Raw genomic sequence first — 17,400 nt, forward strand, 5'->3', positions numbered from 1 at the left:
ACTGACTCTAACTGTGGTCGGGTTGCGGGAGGGGGACCGCGGCGAGCAGCCGCCGCGTGTAGTCGTGCTGCGGATTGTCGAAGACCTGATCGGCGTCGCCCTGCTCGACGATGACGCCTTTGTGCATGACCGCGACCCGATGTGCGAGATGGCGCACCACGGACAGATCGTGGGAGACGAACAGGTAGGCCAGCCCGAACCGCTCCTGCAGGTCGAGAAGGAGGTTGATGACACCCGCCTGGATCGACACGTCCAACGCGGAGACGGGCTCGTCGAGGGCGAGGATCTTCGGCCGTAGCGCCAGTGCCCGTGCGATGCCGATGCGCTGTTTCTGCCCGCCCGAGAATTCCGCCGGGTAACGGCTGGCGTCCTCGCGGCGCAGACCCACCACCGTCAGCAGCTCGGCCACCCGGTCGCGGATATCTGCGGCAGAAGAACCGTTGGCCTGCAGGGGTTCTGCCAGCACATCGAAAACCGGCAATCGGGGATCCAACGAGGCCACCGGATCCTGGAACACCACCTGCAGGTCACCGCGCAGCTCACGCCGTCCCCTGCGGTCCAATCCGGCGACATCGCGGCCGAGCACCTCGATGCTGCCGGCCTGCGGAGCCGTCAGCTCCAGCACCTCGTGCAGCGTGGTCGACTTGCCCGAACCTGATTCGCCGACGATTGCCAGCGTGCGGCCCGCCTGGAGTTCGAAGCTGATGCCGTCGACGGCGCGGACCTCGCCGATGCGCCGCCGGAACACGACGCCTTTGGTCAGTTGGTACGTCTTGCTCAGGTCGGTGACTTTCAGAACGACGGAGTCGTCGGTCGCGGCGGATTCGGCCGGGGGAGCGGTCGATACGCCATAGATGTCGGCAGCGCTGCGACCCCGGACCTCATCGCTGCGGATGCACGCCACGAGGTGATCAGGACCGACGGGTTCCAATTCCGGTTCCGCGGTGTGGCATTCGTCGATGGCGAGCGGGCATCGCGGGGTGAAGGGGCAGCCCGGCGGCAGTGCGGCCACCGACGGCGGCGCTCCCGGGATCGGCACCAACCGCGAACCCTGCGCAGCGTCGAGGCGCGGTACCGATCCGAGCAGCCCTGCGGTGTAGGGCATCCTGCGGTTGCGGTACAGGTCGGTGACGGGGGCTGTCTCGACGGCCCGCCCCGCGTACATCACCAGTGCGCGGTCGGCGAACTCGGCGACAACCCCGAGGTCGTGGGTGATGATCAGCACGCCCGCGCCGGTGGCGTCGCGCGCGGTGCGCAGCACGTCGAGGATCTGCGCCTGCACCGTGACGTCCAGCGCTGTCGTCGGCTCGTCGCAGATCAGCAGGTCCGGATCGTTGGCGATCGCGATTGCGATGACGACGCGTTGCCGTTCGCCGCCGGACATCTCGTGCGGGAACGCCCGTGCGCGCTGCGCCGGTTGGGCGATGCCGACGAGCTCAAGTAATTCGACGGCGCGGGTGTGCGCGGCGCGCGCGTCGATCCCCTTCTGGTGGATCCTGATCGCCTCGGCGATCTGGGCGCCGACGGTGTAGACCGGCGTCAGCGCCGACATCGGATCCTGGAAGACCGTGCCGATCTTGGCGCCCCGGATCCGCGACATCTGCTGGTCGGTCAGGCCGATGAGCTCGTCACCATGCAGTCGCACCGAGCCCGACACCTCGGCGTATTCGGGCAGCAGTCCGATGACGGCCATGGCGCCCGCGGATTTGCCCGCCCCGGATTCCCCGACCAGAGCGACGACCTCACCGGCGTCGACGTGGTAGTCGAGGCCGCGCACGGCGGGAATACGTTCAGTGTCGGTGGGGAAGGCGACGTGCAGGCCGCGCACCTCGAGCAGGCTCACGTGCGTCCCTTTCGGAACCTGCGCCCTGCGGGACGCACCCCGGGATCGAGCGCGTCGCGCAAACCGTCGCCGACGAGGTTGGCGCAGAACACGATCAGTACCAGCACGCCGGCGGGGAACAGGAACACCCACGGGAACGTCGTCACCGACCGGGTTCCGTCGGCGATCAGCGTTCCCAGCGACACGTCGGGCGGTTGCACGCCGAATCCGAGGAAGCTCAGGCTGGTTTCGGCCAGGATCGCCAGCCCGACGTTCAGCGCGGTGTCGATGATCAGGATCGATGCGGCGTTGGGGATGACGTGCCGGACGATGATCCGCCAGTTGCTCACACCCATATATCGTGCGGCCGTGACGAATTCGCGTTCGCGAAGGCTCATGGTCAGGCCGCGCACGATGCGGGCGCTGATCATCCAGCTGAACGCCGACAGCAGCAGGATCAGCCACAGCTCGGTACTGGAATCGCGGATGCGCGGTGTGACGATCGCGATGAGGAGGAATCCGGGAATCACGAGCAGCAGGTCCACGAGCCACATCAGCGCCGTGTTGCGCCACGCCCCGAAATATCCGGCGACGGCGCCGACGGTGGCGGCGATCAATGTCGACAGGAAGGCCACGCACACACCGATCAGCAGTGACTTCTGCATCCCGCGCAGCGTTTGCGCCAAGATGTCTTGTCCGAGGGCGTTGGTGCCGAACCAGTGAGTGGTCGTCGGCGGCTGCTGCAGCGCGTAATAGTCCAGATCCGTGTGGCTGTAGGGCAGTAGCGGCGGCAGCGCGTAACAGGCGATGAACAGCGCGGCGAGGATGAACAGCGACACCACCGCGGGCCGGTTGCGGACGAACCGGCGCCACACCAGCGTCCGGCGGGAGACGAACTCGTGCTCGGTGACGGTCACGACACGCGCACCCGAGGATCGAGCGCCGCGTACAGCACGTCGGACAACAGCCCGGCCAGCAGAACGGTCGCACCGGTGAACACCGTGATCGCGACGACGATGTTGGTGTCCTGGGTGGTGATGCCCTGGACGAACCATTCACCGATGCCATGCCACCCGAAGATCTTCTCGACGAACACCGCGCCGGTGAACAGGCCGCCGACGCCGTAGGCGAACAGCGTCGCCATCGGGATCAGCGCGGTGCGCAGGCCGTGTTTGAACAGCGCCTGCCGCCGGGTCAGGCCCTTGGCCCGGGCAGTGCGGATGAAGTCCTGGCCGAGCACGTCGAGCATCGCGTTGCGCTGATAGCGGCTGAAGCCGGCGATCGTGCCGAGCGCCAGCGTGAGGGTGGGCAGCACCAGATGCTGCAGACGGTCGACGAACTGGTTCAGCGTGCCTCCGACCGCGTCCGTCGAGGTCTCGCCGGTGTACTCGAACACCTGCATGCCGAGGATCGAATTGCCCCGCAGGGCCGCCAGGATCAGCAGGTTCGCGATGACGAACGTCGGCGTGCTCAGCGTCAGCAGCGCGAGGGTGGTGATGACGCGATCGGAGAGCCGGTATTGCCGGATCGCACCCCACGCTCCGGCGACGACACCGACAAACGTGCCGACGATCGACCCGATGATCACCAGCCGCAGGCTCACCCCGATGCGGCGCCACAATTCGTCGGAGACGGGCTGTCCGGCCACGGTGGTGCCGAAGTCGCCCCGGACCACGCCGCCGACCCAATCGGCGTACCGGATCGGGATCGGCTTGTCGAGGTTCAGTTCGGCGGCTTTGGCGTCGATGACGGCCTGCGGTGGTCGCGGATTGCGCTCCAGCAGGCTGTCGAGCGGGGAGAAAGTCAGCGACGTCAGCGTGAACGTCAGAAACGATGCCAGGCCCAGCAAGACGACATAGTTGAGCAACCGGCGCGCGAGGAAGCGGGTCATCCGGCGCTTCGACCTCGGGGCTGCATGCGCCCCAGGTTAGGAGATGTGTGTTGCTACAGCGCGGCGGCGCGCTCTCACCGGGCCTGACCGGGGTCGAGGACCTCGGTGACGGTGGGGACAGCGGCGTTGCCGGCCTGCTCACCCTGGACCGACACGCTGTCGTCGATACCGAACTTGGAGCCCTGGTCGGGCGACGTCGCCCAGGTCTGGGTGAAGCCGTCGGCGCTGCGCACGGTGATGGAATCGGGCGTGGTCGCCGTGACGGCGCCGGACTGGCTCAGGACGGTGACGAACCCGCCGGTGCCATCGTTGACGACGACCTGGCCGTGCAGTGGTGGGCCGTGATGATTGCTGTGACCGCCCGGTCCCGCCGCGAGGCCGGCAGGCGGCGGGCCCATCGGGTGCTGTCCGGGCGGTCCGCCGAAGGGTGACGACGACTGATGTCCCGTCGCCGCGTAGATCGCCGCACCGCCAAGGCCCGCGATGACGGCGGCAATGCCGACGGCCACCAGCGTCTCGCGCAGGCCCCAGGGGCGACGGTCGGGGCTGCCCCAGACGGGGTCGTCGGCGGACGGATTGTCTGTGCTCATGCCGCCACGATGGCCGGTGTCCATGTGTGTCCGCTGTGTGCCGGTTCAGCGCTGGATATGATCAGGGCTTCACAGCTGGCGCATAGGAACGGCACAGTCGGCACCCATCGCGCGGGTCGATAATGGGTCGGTGGCCTACCCGCAGAGCACCCCGGACGACGCCCGGGTCGTCATGCGTCGCGCCGACGGTAGCCCGATCCACGTGCTGGTCGTCGACGACGAGGCGGTGCTCGCGGAGCTGGTGTCGATGGCACTGCGCTACGAGGGCTGGGACATCACCACAGCGGGCGACGGCGCGTCGGCGGTGGCGAGCGCCCGCGAGAATCCGCCCGATGTGGTCGTGCTCGACGTGATGCTGCCCGACATGAGCGGGCTGGAGGTGCTGCGCAGGCTGCGTGAGCAGATCCCCGGGCTTCCACTGCTGCTGCTGACGGCGAAAGACTCGGTGGAGGATCGCATCGCAGGCCTGACTGCGGGCGGCGACGACTACGTGACCAAGCCGTTCAGCATCGAGGAGGTGGTGCTGCGCCTGCGGGCGCTGCTGCGCCGCACCGGCGTGGCGACCGAAGAGGGTGGGGCCAAGATCGTCGTCGGTGACCTCGTGCTCGACGAGGACAGTCACGAGGTCACCCGCGCAGGAGAGCTGATCACGCTCACCGCAACGGAATTCGAGCTGCTGCGGTTCATGATGCGCAACGCCAAACGCGTTCTGAGCAAGGCGCAGATCCTCGACCGGGTCTGGAGTTACGACTTCGGCGGCCGGTCGAACATCGTCGAGCTGTACGTGTCCTACCTCCGGAAGAAGATCGACAGCGGACGCGAACCCATGATCCACACGTTGCGCGGTGCGGGGTATGTCCTCAAGCCCACGCGCTGAGCGCGTGCGATTCTCCCCGCGCAGCTGGTCGCTGCGTACGCGGCTGATCGTCACCCAGGTCGTGATGCTGGCCGTCGTGTGCGCCGGTATCGGAATCGCGACAGAGTTTGCGCTGCAACGTTTTCTGATGAACCAGCTCGACGAGCAGGTGGTCGAGGCGGGCCGGCGGTCCTCGGTGATCTTCGAGTTCGGGCCGCCGCCACCGCCGGGAATGCTGCCGGCGCCGCCGGGGATGCGTACCCCGCACCTGCCCGGTCCGCCGGATCACGGCCCCCGCATGGTGATCCGCGACGGCCAGGGCCCGGGGCCGGCCTTCCTCAACGCGCCGGGTCAAGCCATCCTGACGGTCGGTGCGGTGGTGGACCGCGGGCACGCCCAGGAGGCCGGCATGATCACCTCGGACGGTTCACGCGCTGAAATATCGAGCGCTGCAGCACAACAACTCGCCGAGGTGCCGGTCGACGAACGACCGCAGACGGTCGATCTCGACGGGCTCGGTCGCTACCGCGTCGTTGCCTTCCCGTCCCACCTGCCCGGTGAAGTTGTGGTCGCCGGGTTGCCGACCTCCGATGTGGACGACACGTTGTTCTGGGTGGTGGTGATCTTCTGCGTGGTCGCCGCCGTCGCCCTCGTCGGTGCGGGAACGGCGGGCGTCGTCATCGTACGGCGCCAATTAGCGCCGCTGGCAAGGGTTTCCGCAGCAGCCCAGCAGGTCGCCGACCTCGAGCTCGACCGCGGTGAGGTGCGATTGCCCACTCCGATCGTCACGGTCGATCCGGCCGCCGCGCACACCGAGGTCGGCCAACTCGGGTCGGCGCTGAACCGGATGCTCGACCGGATCGCCGGTGCGCTGTCAGCGCGGCACGCCAGTGAGACACGGGTGCGGCAGTTCGTCGCCGACGCCAGCCACGAATTGCGCACGCCGCTTGCCGCCATCCGCGGCTACACCGAACTGGCACAGCGCAAGAAGGCGGAACTGCCGGACGACGTGACACACGCGATGGACCGGGTCGAGTCCGAAACCGAGCGGATGACGCACCTCGTCGAGGACATGCTGCTGCTCGCCCGCCTCGACACCGGCCGGCCTCTGCAGAGTGACAGCGTCGACCTCACCCGCCTCGTCGTCGACACGGTCAGCGATGCCCACGTCGCCGGACCCGAGCACATCTGGGAGCTCGACCTGCCCGACGAACCCGTGCTGGTCATCGGCGACGAGGCCCGTCTGCATCAGGTGCTGGCCAATCTGCTCGCCAACGCGCGCACGCACACCCCGGCCGGCACGACGGTCACGGCGTCGCTGGCGGCCACCGACTCCGGCGACGCCGTCCTGACCGTGCTCGACGACGGGCCGGGCATCCCGGCCTGGTTGCAGCCCGATGTGTTCGAGCGCTTCGCCCGCGGTGACACGTCGCGGTCGCGACGAGGCGGCAGCACCGGGCTGGGGCTGGCCATCGTCGCAGCGGTGGTGCGGGCGCACGGCGGCACCATCGATGTACGCAGCGTCACGGGCAGAACCGAATTCACCGTCAAGCTGCCCGGCGATTCACAGCCGAGGCACAGCGGAGGCCAATCGGACACCTAGCGGGGTCGCCGATGATCGATTGGTGACCCTGCTGATCTCCCCCGAGCTGGGGGCACCACCCGCTTGCGGGGGAAAGCAAACTCGCACGCCAGAGCCCTCGGCCACGCGATTCTCTGTGTATTCGCGGTATGTCTGGCCGGCCCTGCTGCTCGTGGCGACCGCCGGCCTCTACCTGTGGAACCTCGGCACCAGCGGATGGGCCAACGCGTACTATTCCGCCGCCGTGCAAGCGGGGTCGCAGAACTGGACGGCGATGTTCTTCGGGTCCAGCGATGGCGCGAACGCGATCACGGTCGACAAACCGCCCGCGGCGCTGTGGGTGATGGACGTGTCGGCGCGCCTGTTCGGGGTCAACGCGTGGAGCGTGCTCGTTCCGCAGGCATTGATGGGCGTTGCGGCGGTCGCGGTGCTGTTCGCCTCGGTGCGACGGGTGGCCGGCCCGGGTGCGGGCCTGCTCGCCGGTGCGGTCCTGGCGTTGACGCCCGTTGCCGCGTTGATGTTCCGGTTCAACAACCCCGACGCCCTGCTGGTGCTGCTGCTCGTGGTCGCCGCGTACTGCACCCAGCGGGCCTGCGAGAAGGACGCGAGCCGGTGGTGGCTGATCGCCGCCGGAGTCGCGGTCGGGTTCGGATTCCTCGCAAAGATGCTGCAGGCGCTGCTGGTGCTGCCTGCGTTCGCCGCGACGTATCTCGTTGCGGCACAACGCCCAGGGAAACGCCGCATCCTCGATTGTGTGGCTGCTCTTGCGGCGGTCGTGGTGTCCGCCGGGTGGTACGTCCTCGTCGTCGATCTGTGGCCCAAAGAACTGCGGCCCTACATCGGCGGGTCGCAGACCAACAGCATCCTCGAACTCACGCTGGGCTACAACGGGTTCGGCAGGCTGACCGGGAATGAGCCGGGTGGACTCGGCAACCTCAACCACGACGTGGGCTGGGGGCGGCTGTTCGGATTCGGCATGGGCGCCGACATCGCCTGGCTCTTGCCTGCCGCGCTGATCTGTATCGCCGGCGGCTTCGTCGTCACGTGGCGACGGCCGCGGACGGATCCGACCCGGGCCGCGCTGATCCTGTGGGGCGGTTGGCTCGTCGTCACCGCCGTGGTGTTCAGCTACATGAACGGCATCGTCCACCCGTATTACACCGTGGCGCTCGCCCCCGCGATCGGGGCCGGAATAGGCATCGGCGCAACACTTCTGTGGCGGCGGCGCGCCGACATCCGCGCCGCCACCACCCTCGCGAGCGTCGTCGCGGTATCCGCGGTTCTGGCAGCGGTGCTGCTGGGCAGGCACGGCGACTGGATGCCGTGGCTGCGGGCTGCCATCGCGGTCGGGGGAGTGGGCGCGGCGGCACTGCTTGTCGTCGTCGGCCGGCTCCCGCGACGGGCGGCAGTGACCGTCGCCGGTCTGGCGGTGGTGTCATGCCTGGCCGGGCCTGCCGCGTTCTCCGTCGCGACTGCGTTGTCTCCGCACACCGGTGCCCTGCCGTCGGTCGGTCCGTCACGCGGTGGTCCCAGTTTCAGTGGTGGCGGGCTGCTGAGTGCGCCGCAACCGCACCCGGGTCTGATCAGCCTGCTGGCCAAGGATGCCGACGATTTCACCTGGGCCGCAGCGGTTGTGGGGTCGAACAACGCCGCGGGATATCAGTTGGCCACCGGTGCGCCGGTCATGGCCGTCGGCGGGTTCAATGGTACCGACCCCTCGCCGACGCTGGCTCAATTCGTCCGCTACGTCGACGAGGGCAGCATCCATTATTTCGTCGTGGGCCCGACGACGATGATGGGTCACCAGAACGGTGCCGACGCCCACGACTCCGCCGCGATCCGGGACTGGGTTGAGGCGCGTTATCCGGAAATCACGGTCGACGGCACCGTGGTGTACGACCTGACTCAGAAGGCCGTCGACTCACAGCCGGCGCATAGCTCCGGCCCACGGTGAGCACACGTCCACGACCCAGCATGGATGTCATGACAGACACCGTCCTTGAGCCGGGGCTTCCGCTCGTGCAACGCCCCTTCGGAGCGCGTCCCAACCCCGACCTCGCCGCGCGTGGCACGGGTGCGCCGGTGCTCGACATCGTGGTGCCCGTATACAACGAGCAGGCCGCGCTCGCGGATTCGGTGCATCGGCTGCACCGCTACCTGAGTGAGTCGGTGCCGGTGCCCGCGCGGATCACGATCGCCGACAACGCCAGCGTCGACGACACCCCGCAGATCGCGCAGCGGCTCGCCGCAGAGCTGACGGAGGTGCGCGTCGTGCGCCTCGAGGAGAAGGGCCGGGGACGCGCGCTGCACCAGGTCTGGTCGGATTCCGATGCGGCCGTGCTCGTCTACATGGATGTGGACCTGTCGACCGATCTCGCCGCGCTCGCCCCGCTCGTCGCTCCGCTCATCTCCGGTCACTCGGACCTCGCGATCGGCACCAGGCTCGCCCGCGGCGCCCGCGTCCAACGCGGGCCGAAGCGGGAGATCATCTCCCGCTGCTACAACTTCATCCTGAAATCCACGCTCTCCGCCGGCTTTTCCGATGCGCAATGCGGCTTCAAGGCGATCCGCGCCGACGTCGCGGCCCAGCTGCTCCCGTACGTCGAGGACACCGGTTGGTTCTTCGACACGGAGCTGCTCGTGTTGGCCGAGCGCATCGGGTTGCGCATCCACGAGGTGCCGGTGGACTGGGTCGACGACCCGGACAGCCGCGTCGACATCATCACGACCGCTGCCGCGGACCTCAAGGGAATCGGCCGCCTGTTGCGCGGCTTCGCCACCGGAGCGATCCCGGTCAACGTCATCGCCGCACAGCTGGGACGGTCCCGAGACTCGGCCGCTCCGGGATCGCTGCTGCGGCAGCTGGTCCGGTTCGGTGCCGTCGGAATCGGCTCGACCGCCGCGTATGTCGCGCTGTTCGTGCTGATGCAGGGATGGGCAGGCGCGCAGCTGGCCAACCTGATCGCCCTGCTGCTCACCGCGATCGGTAACACGGCGGCCAACCGCCGCTTCACGTTCGGCGTCGGTGGACGCTCAAGGCTGGCCCGCCACCACGTCGAAGGCCTGATCGTCTTCGGCATCGCCCTGACCATCACCAGCGGTGCGCTGGGAATCCTCCACGCCACCAACGACTCTCCGCATCACCTCGTCGAGCTGGCCGTTCTGGTGGCGGCCAACCTGCTCGCCACGGTGGTGCGCTTCGTACTACTCCGCGGCTGGGTGTTCCATCCCCGTCGTACCGAAGGAGCCATTCGATGACCGTCATCACTGACAAGGCCACGACCACCGCCGTGGAGCACGACGTCCCGCCAACGCCCCAGCCACGCTGGGTGTGGCCTGCGCTGGCGGCGCTGCTCGCGGCCACCGCCCTGCTCTATCTGTGGGGGCTCGGCTCCTCGGGGTGGGCCAACCAGTACTACGCGGCCGCGGCGCAAGCGGGCACCCAGGATTGGAAGGCGTGGCTGTTCGGCTCGCTCGATGCCGGCAACGCGATCACCGTCGACAAGCCGCCCGCCGCACTGTGGGTGATGGTGCTGTCGGGCAGGCTTTTCGGCTTCAGCCCATTCACGATGCTGCTGCCGCAGGCCCTGATGGGGGTCGCGTCGGTCGCGGTACTCTTCGCCGCGGTGCGACGGGTGAGCGGACCCGGTGCGGGCCTATTCGCGGGAGTGGCGCTGGCCGTGACGCCGGTGGCGGCGCTGATGTTCCGCTACAACAACCCCGACGCGTTGCTGGTGTTGCTGCTCGTGATCGCCGCCTACTTCATGGTGCGGGCCATCCAGACGGGCGGCACGCGCTGGATGGTGTTGGTGGGCGTGGTCCTCGGATTCGCCTTCCTGACCAAGCTCCTGCAGGCGTTCCTGGTGATGCCCGGCCTGGCGGTGGCGTTCCTCGTCGCTGCCCCCATCGGCCTGTGGCAGCGCATCGGCAAGCTGCTCATCGGGGCTCTCGCCATGGTGGTGACCGCGGGATCGTTCCTGGCGATGGTCAGCCTGTGGCCCGCCGGCTCGCGGCCGTACATTGGCGGCTCCACCGACAACAGCCTGATTCAGCTCGCGCTGGGGTACAACGGAATCCAGCGTGTGATGGGCGGCGAGGGCATGCCGGGCGGAGGCCGGGGCGGTCCCCCTCCGGGAGGTGGCCCCGGTGGCCCCGGTGGGGGAGCCAACCTGTTCTTCGGCGGCGACCCCGGCATCGGCAGGCTGTTCGGAGCATCGATGGGCACCGAGGCGTCGTGGCTGCTGCCCGCGGCGCTGATCGGGCTCGTGGCGGGTCTGTGGTTCACCCGGCGTACGGCACGTACCGGTGCCGTGCGCGCCAGCTTGCTGCTGTGGGGCGGATGGGTGCTGGTCTCCGGTGCCGTGTTCAGCTTCATGGACGGCATCATCCACCCGTACTACACCGTGGCGCTGGCGCCGGGCATCGCAGCACTCGTAGGCATCTCGGTTGTCGAATTATGGCGCGGTAGAAACCATCTGGCGTCGCGGGTGATCCTGGCGGTGATGTCCGCCGGAACGGGAGTGTGGGCGTTCATCCTGCTCGGCAGGACGCCGGACTGGCAGCCGTGGCTGCGCTGGGCGGTTCTCGTCGGCTCGATCGTCGTGGCTGCGGTCATCGCGGTCGGTGTGCACAGGCTGGGTCGCGCCGCCGCGGTGGTTGCCGCAGCGGCGGTTCTGTTCGGTGTCGCCGCACCCGCGGCGTACGCCCTGGAGACGGCGCTGAGCTCGCACAGCAGCGGTCCGATGGCGATGTCGGGCCCGGCCGGATCCGGCGACGGTGGCTTCGGCGGATTCGGCCCTCCCGGCGGACCCGGCGGACCCGGCGAGCCTGGCAGTTCCCGCGTGCCGATATCGGAGAACACCGAGCTGCAGGACATCGTCAAGGATGCCGACAACCGTTGGGCAGCAGCCAGTATCGGGTCGATGACCGCCGGCGAGCTGGAGCTGGAGACCGGGGCGTCGGTGATGGCGATCGGCGGCTTCGCGGGGTCGGACAACTCGCCGACGCTGCAGCAGTTCCAGGCCTATGTGGCTGATGGTCAGGTCCGCTACTTCGTCGGCGGCGGCCACGGCGGGCCGGGACGGGATTCTGGATCGGCGAGCGAGATCACCGCGTGGGTGGAGCAGACCTTCGCGCCGATGGACGTCGGCGGCACCACCGTCTACGACCTACAAGCGTGATCCGCCGGAATTGCATTCCAGCAGGCACTCACTCGCACTTCCGCTGCGGGAATGCAATTCCGCCGATTTGAAGTGGTGACTTCGGCGCTTGTCACGCCTAGCCTCGCGCCATGACCGTGACCGACGAGTACCTGAAGAACAACGAGAAGTACGCCGAGACCTTCTCGGGTCCGCTTCCGTTACCGCCCAGCAAGCACGTCGCGGTCGTCGCCTGCATGGACGCGCGGCTCGACGTGTACCGCATCCTCGGGCTCGGCGACGGCGAGGCGCACGTCATCCGCAACGCGGGCGGGGTGGTCACCGATGACGAGATCCGGTCTCTCGCCATCAGCCAGCGTCTGCTGGGCACAAAGGAGATCATCCTGATCCACCACACCGACTGCGGCATGCTGACGTTCACCGACGACGACTTCAAGCGCAGCATCCAGGATGAGACGGGGCTGAAACCTGAGTGGGCGGCCGAGGCGTTCCCGGATCTGGAGGAGGACGTGCGTCAGTCTTTGCGCCGGATCGAGGCGAGCCCGTTCGTCACAAAGCATGTATCACTTCGCGGGTTCGTCTTCGACGTTGCGACCGGACGACTCGACGAGGTGATCTCCGGCAGGTAGCCGGAGCACCCGGTCGGCCAGCCTGGCGACAGCGGCCTCGTCGTGGCTGATGAACAGCAGGCCCAACCCGTCGGCGGCGAATCCGGCGAGCAGGTCCAGGATGCCGTCGCGAGTCTCGGGATCCAGCGACGACGTGACCTCGTCACAAACCAGGATGCGCGGACGCGCGGCAAGGGCGCGTGCCAGCGCAACGCGCTGCGCCTGCCCGCCGGACAATTGCGGAGATCGGCGGTCGAGCAACTGCGTGTCGAGCCCGACGAGCCGCAGCAGTCGCGCCGCCTCCACCGCGGCGTCGCCACGGGACATGTTGTCCAACAACCGAAGCGGGCGGGTCACCTCCTGTTCGACGGTCCATCGCGGGTTCAGCGACCGCCTCGGATTCTGGAAGACGAGCTGCAGTGCGCGCCGCTGGTCGGCGGAGCGATGTGCAGCCCTGGCGGCCAGCCGCTGCCCGTCGAGCAGGAGCTGCCCGGCAGCGGGTTCGTGCAGCCCCACCAGGCATCGGGCGACAGTCGTCTTGCCCGCGCCAGACTGGCCGACAATAGCGACGCATTCACCTGCGCCCACGGATAATTCGGGTATCTGGACGACGCTCCCGTGGGGGAATCCCGCCGCGAGAGCCGTGACGTTAAGCACCGGATCGACGCCGGTGGCCGCCGGTGCCGGCGTGACCGTCTGAGTGACGGTGGCCGGCTCGGTGCCCGCGATCCGGCCTGCCCGGATGGTCACGACGTCGTCGACGAGGCCGCGCACAGCCGCGAGATCGTGGGTGATGACGATGAACACGGCGCCCGTCTCGGCGCGTAACCGCCGGAGGGTGTCGACGAGAATTTCTGCGGTGTGTGCGTCGAGTCCGGTGGTCGGCTCGTCGAGGACGACGACATCCGGGCGGCGCAGCACGGCGAGCGCGATGAGGACCCGCTGCTGCTGCCCACCCGAGAGCTGGTGGGGATATCTGCGCAGGAACTGTCTGTCGGATGGCAGGTCGACGCTGCGCAACGCGCTCGCAATGGCGCCGACGCCCGACATGCCGCCCGCTCGCTGGATCTCACGAATGTGCGTGCCGACGCGCAGCGCCGGATTCAATCCGGTGGCCGGATCCTGCGGGACGTAGCCGATCTTTCGCAAGGCATCGGGCCGGGTGATGTTTCCCCGCAGCGTCAGATCAGTCGGCAACGCGTCCAGGATCGCCAGTGCGAGTGTGGTCTTGCCCGCGCCGGAAGGTCCGATGATCGCGATGCTGCGACCGCTGGGCAGGTCGAGTTCGATGCTGTCGAGGATCGTCCGCCCGTCCGGGCCGGTCACCGTCAGCCCCGTCGCGGCGATGTCAGCCGTGCGGCGGGGAGGCGGTGGTGCGGGCTCCCCGGCGAGCCTGTCGGCGAGCAGATTCAGGGCGACGACGAGTGCGGTGATCAGGCCTGCGGGCACAACCACCGACAGCGGGGCGGTGCCGATGCCCGCGCGGTTCTCGGTGACCATCAGCGCCCAGTCCGGCGCGGGTTGGTGGGTGCCGAGACCGAGAAAGCTGCTGGCCGTGATGATTCCGACGGTGGCAGACATGCGGATGCCCGCGTCGGCCAGTAGTACGGGGCGGAGGTTGGGCAGGATCTGGTCGACGGCGATCCGCCGGTCGCTCTCGCCGCGGGCGCGTGCCGATTCGACGTAACCCGTAGACAGCAGGCCGATGGTGGTGGTTCGCACGACCCGCGCCACCCAGGGCGCCGTCACCAGCGCGGTGGCGAGCACGATCGCCGCGGGCCCTTTGCCGGCGGCGGTGGCGATCACGGCGACGACGAGGAACCAGGGGAGCACGATCATGGCGTCCACCGGGCGCATCAGCCAGCCGTCGGCCCGTCTGCGCATTCCCGCGACCAACCCGATCGTCATGCCCAGGAGGTAGGAGAGCGTCAGAGCCGTCGCGGTCAACATGACCAGTCGGTATCCACCGCGCAGCACCCGCGAGAGGACGTCGCGACCGACGAAGTCGGTGCCGAGCAGATGGTGAGCCGACGGGCCCTGAAAGGGAACGCCGTGCGCCTCGGTCGGTGAGTACGGAGCTACGAACGGCCCGAACACGATGAGCGCCAACATGATCACGAGCACGAGCGCGGGAAGGCATGCTTTGCGGATCACGGCGCGAGCACATTTCGGCCGGACGGTGTCAGTGCCATGGCCACGATGTCGGCCGCCAGATACGCCAGCAGCCCGAACGCGGCGAGCAGTACCGCCGTGGACTGGACGAAAGGCAGGTCGCGCGCGGAGATCGCCCGCAGCAATTCGTGTGCGAGCCCCGGATAGGCGAACAGCGTTTCCACGATCGCTATCCCGCCGATCAACCCGACCACCGCGCCGGCCACCGGATGCACCGCCGCCGACAGCGCATTGGGTGCGGCATGGCGCAGGATGAGCCTGTGCCGCGGGATTCCGTTGATGCGTGCCGCGCGGATGTAGTCGCTGCGCATGACGTCCGTCATCTGTGCGCGAGCGATCCGGATGGGGTGCGGTGCGAGGCCGCACAGCAGGCAGACGACAGGCAGCACAAGCACTTCCGGCCGTTCGAAAGGACTGGTCCCGGACGGCACGAGAGACACCGCGGGAAACCACCCAAGGCCCAACGCTAGCCATGAGATACACAGGACGCCGACGACGAACGGGGGCACCGACTCCGATGCCAGGGCAACCGAACTGACGAATCTGTCGAAGCGTGACCCGGCGAACGCGCCCGCCGTCAGCCCGATCAGCAGTGACAGCGGGATCAGGACCACAAGGGTGACCGCGGCCAGTGCGATCGAGTTCCGCAGCCGGAACTGCATCACGTCCGCGACCGGTCGCTGTGAGAGCAGTGAAACCCCCAGATCGCCGCGCGCCAGTCCGGCGGCCCACTCCACGAACCGCTCGATCGCGGGCCGGTCGAGGCCGAGCTCGGCCCGGAGTGCCGCAAGCTGGTGCGGGTCGGCCTGACCGGCACCCTGTCGCGACAACAGGACTGTTGCCGCGTCGCCGGGAAGCAGTTCGAACAGCCAGAAGACCGCGGCGGCGACCACCACCAGAACGATCGCCGCGCCGGCCAGCCGCCCGGCGATGTAGTGCGTCATCGGCGGCGTGTCAGCGGGCGGCGCGGGCGGTCATCGGTTGATCCAGGTGGTCGTGAAGTTCGCCCAGTCGCCGGTTCCCGGTACACCGTCACGGATTCCCTGCACGTGGCTTCGCGCGGCGGTCGGTTGCAGGGCGAAGCTGTGCAGGATGTATCCGCCCTCATTCCAGAGTTGTTCCTGCAGTTCGTCATACAGCACTTCGCGGCGGCCTTCGTCCATGGTGGCACGGGCTTCGTAGAACGTGCGGTCCCACTCGGGGTTCTTCCACGCGGTGGCGTTGTCCGGGGCGTTGGACGTTAGTGCCTGGCCGTAGAAATAGTCGAGGCTGTAGTTCCACCAGCCGCCCTGGGTGAACGGACGTTGCCCCGAGATCTGCGAGAAGTAGATGTCGCCGGGCTCGGTCTGCAGCTCGACGGTGATACCGGCTTTTTTGGCCTGCTCGGCGAACAATGTCGCCGATTCCAGCTGTCCCGGGCTGACGTCGGCAGTGTGCAGGGTGACGGTGAGATTCTCCTGTCCCGCCTCGCGCAGGAGTTCCCGCGCGCGCTGCGGGTTGTAATCGCGTTGCGGCAGGCGCGAGTTGTAGAACGGTGCGCCTTTGCCGTAGAGGTCGTTGCCCTTTTCGGCGAAGCCGTAGAAGACCGAGTCGACCATCGCCTGCCGGTCCACCGACAGTCGCAGGGCCTCGCGCACCCGCGGATCATCGAACGGGGCTGTGTCCAAACGCATCTGGAAGGCGGACATCACGCCGTACGGCGGGGTGACCAGGTAGACGTCGGGTTGGTCGCGTAGTGCGTTGGCCTGCGTCGGAGCCAGTTCGTACACGACGTCGGCCTCTGATGACAGGAACGTGTTGAGGCGCGGTTCGGTTGCAGCGACCTGCAGGATCTCGACCGCGTCGAGCAGCGGCGGGCCGTCCCAGTGGCGATCGTTGCGCACCAGGCGGGCCCGGTCGCCCGGGGACCAGGACTCGAGGATGAACGGCCCGGTTCCGACGGGCAGTGTGGCCGAGTCGAATCCGGTGGTCCCCTCTTTGATGACGTAGACGTACCAGCCAGCAAGCACCGAGCCGAAGTCGGCGAGCGGTTCGTTCATCGCGATGACGACCGTATGCTCGCCGTCGGTCCTGCTGGTGGCGAGATCGACCATGGCGAGATCGCCTGACGACGGCTTGTCCGGGTCGAGCATCCGTTCGATGCTCCACATGACGTCGCGCGACGTCAGTGGGCTGCCATCGCTGAACTGCACGCCCGGCCGCACATTGAGCCGCCACTGCGTGCCGTCCGCGTTGGGTTCGAGTGTTTCGGCGAGGCGGTATCGCAGCGTCAGATCGTTGTTGTACTCGACGAGGTGATCCCACACGTTCTTGGACACCGCGCCACCCGCGGAGTGGCCCACCACGTGGGGGTCGAGGACGTCGGCGGTGGCGGAGGTGCCCGCGAACACCGTTCTCAGGGTGCCGCCGCGGATCGGGTCGCCCGTGCTCGGCCCACCGGCACCGTCGGGACTGCTGCACCCGGCAAGCAGGAGGGGAGAGCCCACCGCCAGCAATCCGGCACCACCCGCGCCTGCGAGGAACCGTCGCCGATCGAAGGTGCGACGACGTACGCCGTCAGAAATATTCATGTGGTCTGTCCATCCTCGTGGTGTCGAGAATTCGCGCAGGCGATCTGGCTCCCCGTCGCGAAACGCGATCGGGTCACAGTTGCGGGACAGCCCCGGATTTCCACCGGTGTTCCCCTGCATCGAACGAAGGCAATTTAACACCGCGGCTGG

Annotated in this window: 13 protein-coding genes and 1 riboswitch; of the genes, 6 read left to right on the forward strand and 7 right to left on the reverse strand. The window is 68.2% G+C overall.

Features of this window, described 5'->3' with window-relative positions:
* Window positions 1-7 precede the first annotated feature (7 nt).
* The 4 genes from P9A17_RS16915 to P9A17_RS16930 all read right to left on the reverse strand — a co-directional run bounded on the left by P9A17_RS16915 (window position 8) and on the right by P9A17_RS16930 (window position 4,303).
* On the reverse strand, window positions 8-1,843 hold the full coding sequence (locus tag P9A17_RS16915) for an ABC transporter ATP-binding protein (RefSeq protein ID WP_278039774.1): 1,836 nt from the start codon (window positions 1,841-1,843) through the stop codon (window positions 8-10).
* On the reverse strand, window positions 1,840-2,739 hold the full coding sequence (locus P9A17_RS16920) for an ABC transporter permease (protein ID WP_278039775.1): 900 nt from the start codon (window positions 2,737-2,739) through the stop codon (window positions 1,840-1,842). Before P9A17_RS16920 ends, P9A17_RS16915 begins: the two co-directional genes overlap by 4 nt.
* Entirely contained in the window at window positions 2,736-3,713 is a 978-nt protein-coding gene (locus P9A17_RS16925; protein WP_278039776.1) for an ABC transporter permease, read from the reverse strand. Before P9A17_RS16925 ends, P9A17_RS16920 begins: the two co-directional genes overlap by 4 nt.
* 74 nt (window positions 3,714-3,787) lie before the next feature.
* A complete protein-coding gene (locus P9A17_RS16930; RefSeq protein ID WP_278039777.1) occupies window positions 3,788-4,303 on the reverse strand; it encodes a hypothetical protein in 516 nt (171 codons plus the stop codon).
* Between the two features lie 172 nt (window positions 4,304-4,475).
* Here P9A17_RS16930 and P9A17_RS16935 point away from each other — a divergent pair, with 172 nt between their 5' ends.
* The 6 genes from P9A17_RS16935 (at window position 4,476) to P9A17_RS16960 (ending at window position 12,529) form a co-directional block, all read left to right on the forward strand.
* Window positions 4,476-5,180, forward strand: coding sequence for a response regulator transcription factor (locus tag P9A17_RS16935; RefSeq protein WP_278039894.1), 705 nt, complete (start codon window positions 4,476-4,478; stop codon window positions 5,178-5,180).
* Window positions 5,158-6,762 (forward strand): HAMP domain-containing sensor histidine kinase, encoded by a 1,605-nt coding sequence (locus P9A17_RS16940; RefSeq protein ID WP_278039778.1) that lies wholly within the window; start codon window positions 5,158-5,160, stop codon window positions 6,760-6,762. The genes P9A17_RS16935 and P9A17_RS16940 overlap by 23 nt, the downstream gene beginning before the upstream one ends.
* 151 nt (window positions 6,763-6,913) lie before the next feature.
* Window positions 6,914-8,695, forward strand: a complete 1,782-nt coding sequence (locus tag P9A17_RS16945; RefSeq protein WP_278039779.1) for a glycosyltransferase family 39 protein — start codon at window positions 6,914-6,916, stop codon at window positions 8,693-8,695.
* A gap of 20 nt (window positions 8,696-8,715) precedes the next feature.
* On the forward strand, window positions 8,716-9,999 hold the full coding sequence (locus tag P9A17_RS16950; RefSeq protein WP_278039780.1) for a bifunctional glycosyltransferase family 2/GtrA family protein: 1,284 nt from the start codon (window positions 8,716-8,718) through the stop codon (window positions 9,997-9,999).
* Window positions 9,996-11,921: a glycosyltransferase family 39 protein gene (locus P9A17_RS16955; RefSeq protein WP_278039781.1), complete on the forward strand. Its 1,926-nt coding sequence runs from the start codon at window positions 9,996-9,998 to the stop codon at window positions 11,919-11,921. Before P9A17_RS16950 ends, P9A17_RS16955 begins: the two co-directional genes overlap by 4 nt.
* Before the next feature lie 110 nt (window positions 11,922-12,031).
* Window positions 12,032-12,529, forward strand: coding sequence for a carbonic anhydrase (locus tag P9A17_RS16960; protein ID WP_278039782.1), 498 nt, complete (start codon window positions 12,032-12,034; stop codon window positions 12,527-12,529).
* Here P9A17_RS16960 and P9A17_RS16965 read toward each other — a convergent pair.
* From P9A17_RS16965 to P9A17_RS16975, 3 genes are read right to left on the reverse strand one after another with little or no spacing between them, the layout of a single operon-like run.
* On the reverse strand, window positions 12,464-14,662 hold the full coding sequence (locus P9A17_RS16965) for an ATP-binding cassette domain-containing protein (RefSeq protein WP_278039783.1): 2,199 nt from the start codon (window positions 14,660-14,662) through the stop codon (window positions 12,464-12,466). The two genes, P9A17_RS16960 and P9A17_RS16965, sit on opposite strands and share 66 nt — an antisense overlap.
* The gene (locus P9A17_RS16970) at window positions 14,659-15,624 is read right to left on the reverse strand and encodes an ABC transporter permease (RefSeq protein ID WP_278039784.1); all 966 of its coding nucleotides are present in this window, start codon (window positions 15,622-15,624) and stop codon (window positions 14,659-14,661) included. Before P9A17_RS16970 ends, P9A17_RS16965 begins: the two co-directional genes overlap by 4 nt.
* A gap of 30 nt (window positions 15,625-15,654) precedes the next feature.
* On the reverse strand, window positions 15,655-17,250 hold the full coding sequence (locus P9A17_RS16975; protein WP_278039785.1) for an ABC transporter substrate-binding protein: 1,596 nt from the start codon (window positions 17,248-17,250) through the stop codon (window positions 15,655-15,657).
* A gap of 16 nt (window positions 17,251-17,266) precedes the next feature.
* Window positions 17,267-17,398: riboswitch (cobalamin riboswitch) on the reverse strand.
* Window positions 17,399-17,400: the final 2 nt, after the last annotated feature.

This window comes from Mycobacterium sp. 236(2023) (assembly GCF_029623955.1).
In the GTDB taxonomy this organism is placed as follows: domain Bacteria; phylum Actinomycetota; class Actinomycetes; order Mycobacteriales; family Mycobacteriaceae; genus Mycobacterium.

Coding starts and splice junctions, on each gene's coding strand:
- P9A17_RS16955 (WP_278039781.1), top strand. CDS start 9,996: ATGACCGTCATCACTGACAAGGCCACGACCACCGCCGTGGAGCACGAC.
- P9A17_RS16960 (WP_278039782.1), top strand. CDS start 12,032: ATGACCGTGACCGACGAGTACCTGAAGAACAACGAGAAGTACGCCGAG.
- P9A17_RS16925 (WP_278039776.1), bottom strand. CDS start 3,713: ATGACCCGCTTCCTCGCGCGCCGGTTGCTCAACTATGTCGTCTTGCTG.
- P9A17_RS16930 (WP_278039777.1), bottom strand. CDS start 4,303: ATGAGCACAGACAATCCGTCCGCCGACGACCCCGTCTGGGGCAGCCCC.
- P9A17_RS16940 (WP_278039778.1), top strand. CDS start 5,158: ATGTCCTCAAGCCCACGCGCTGAGCGCGTGCGATTCTCCCCGCGCAGC.
- P9A17_RS16975 (WP_278039785.1), bottom strand. CDS start 17,250: ATGAATATTTCTGACGGCGTACGTCGTCGCACCTTCGATCGGCGACGG.
- P9A17_RS16935 (WP_278039894.1), top strand. CDS start 4,476: ATGCGTCGCGCCGACGGTAGCCCGATCCACGTGCTGGTCGTCGACGAC.
- P9A17_RS16970 (WP_278039784.1), bottom strand. CDS start 15,624: ATGACGCACTACATCGCCGGGCGGCTGGCCGGCGCGGCGATCGTTCTG.
- P9A17_RS16950 (WP_278039780.1), top strand. CDS start 8,716: ATGGATGTCATGACAGACACCGTCCTTGAGCCGGGGCTTCCGCTCGTG.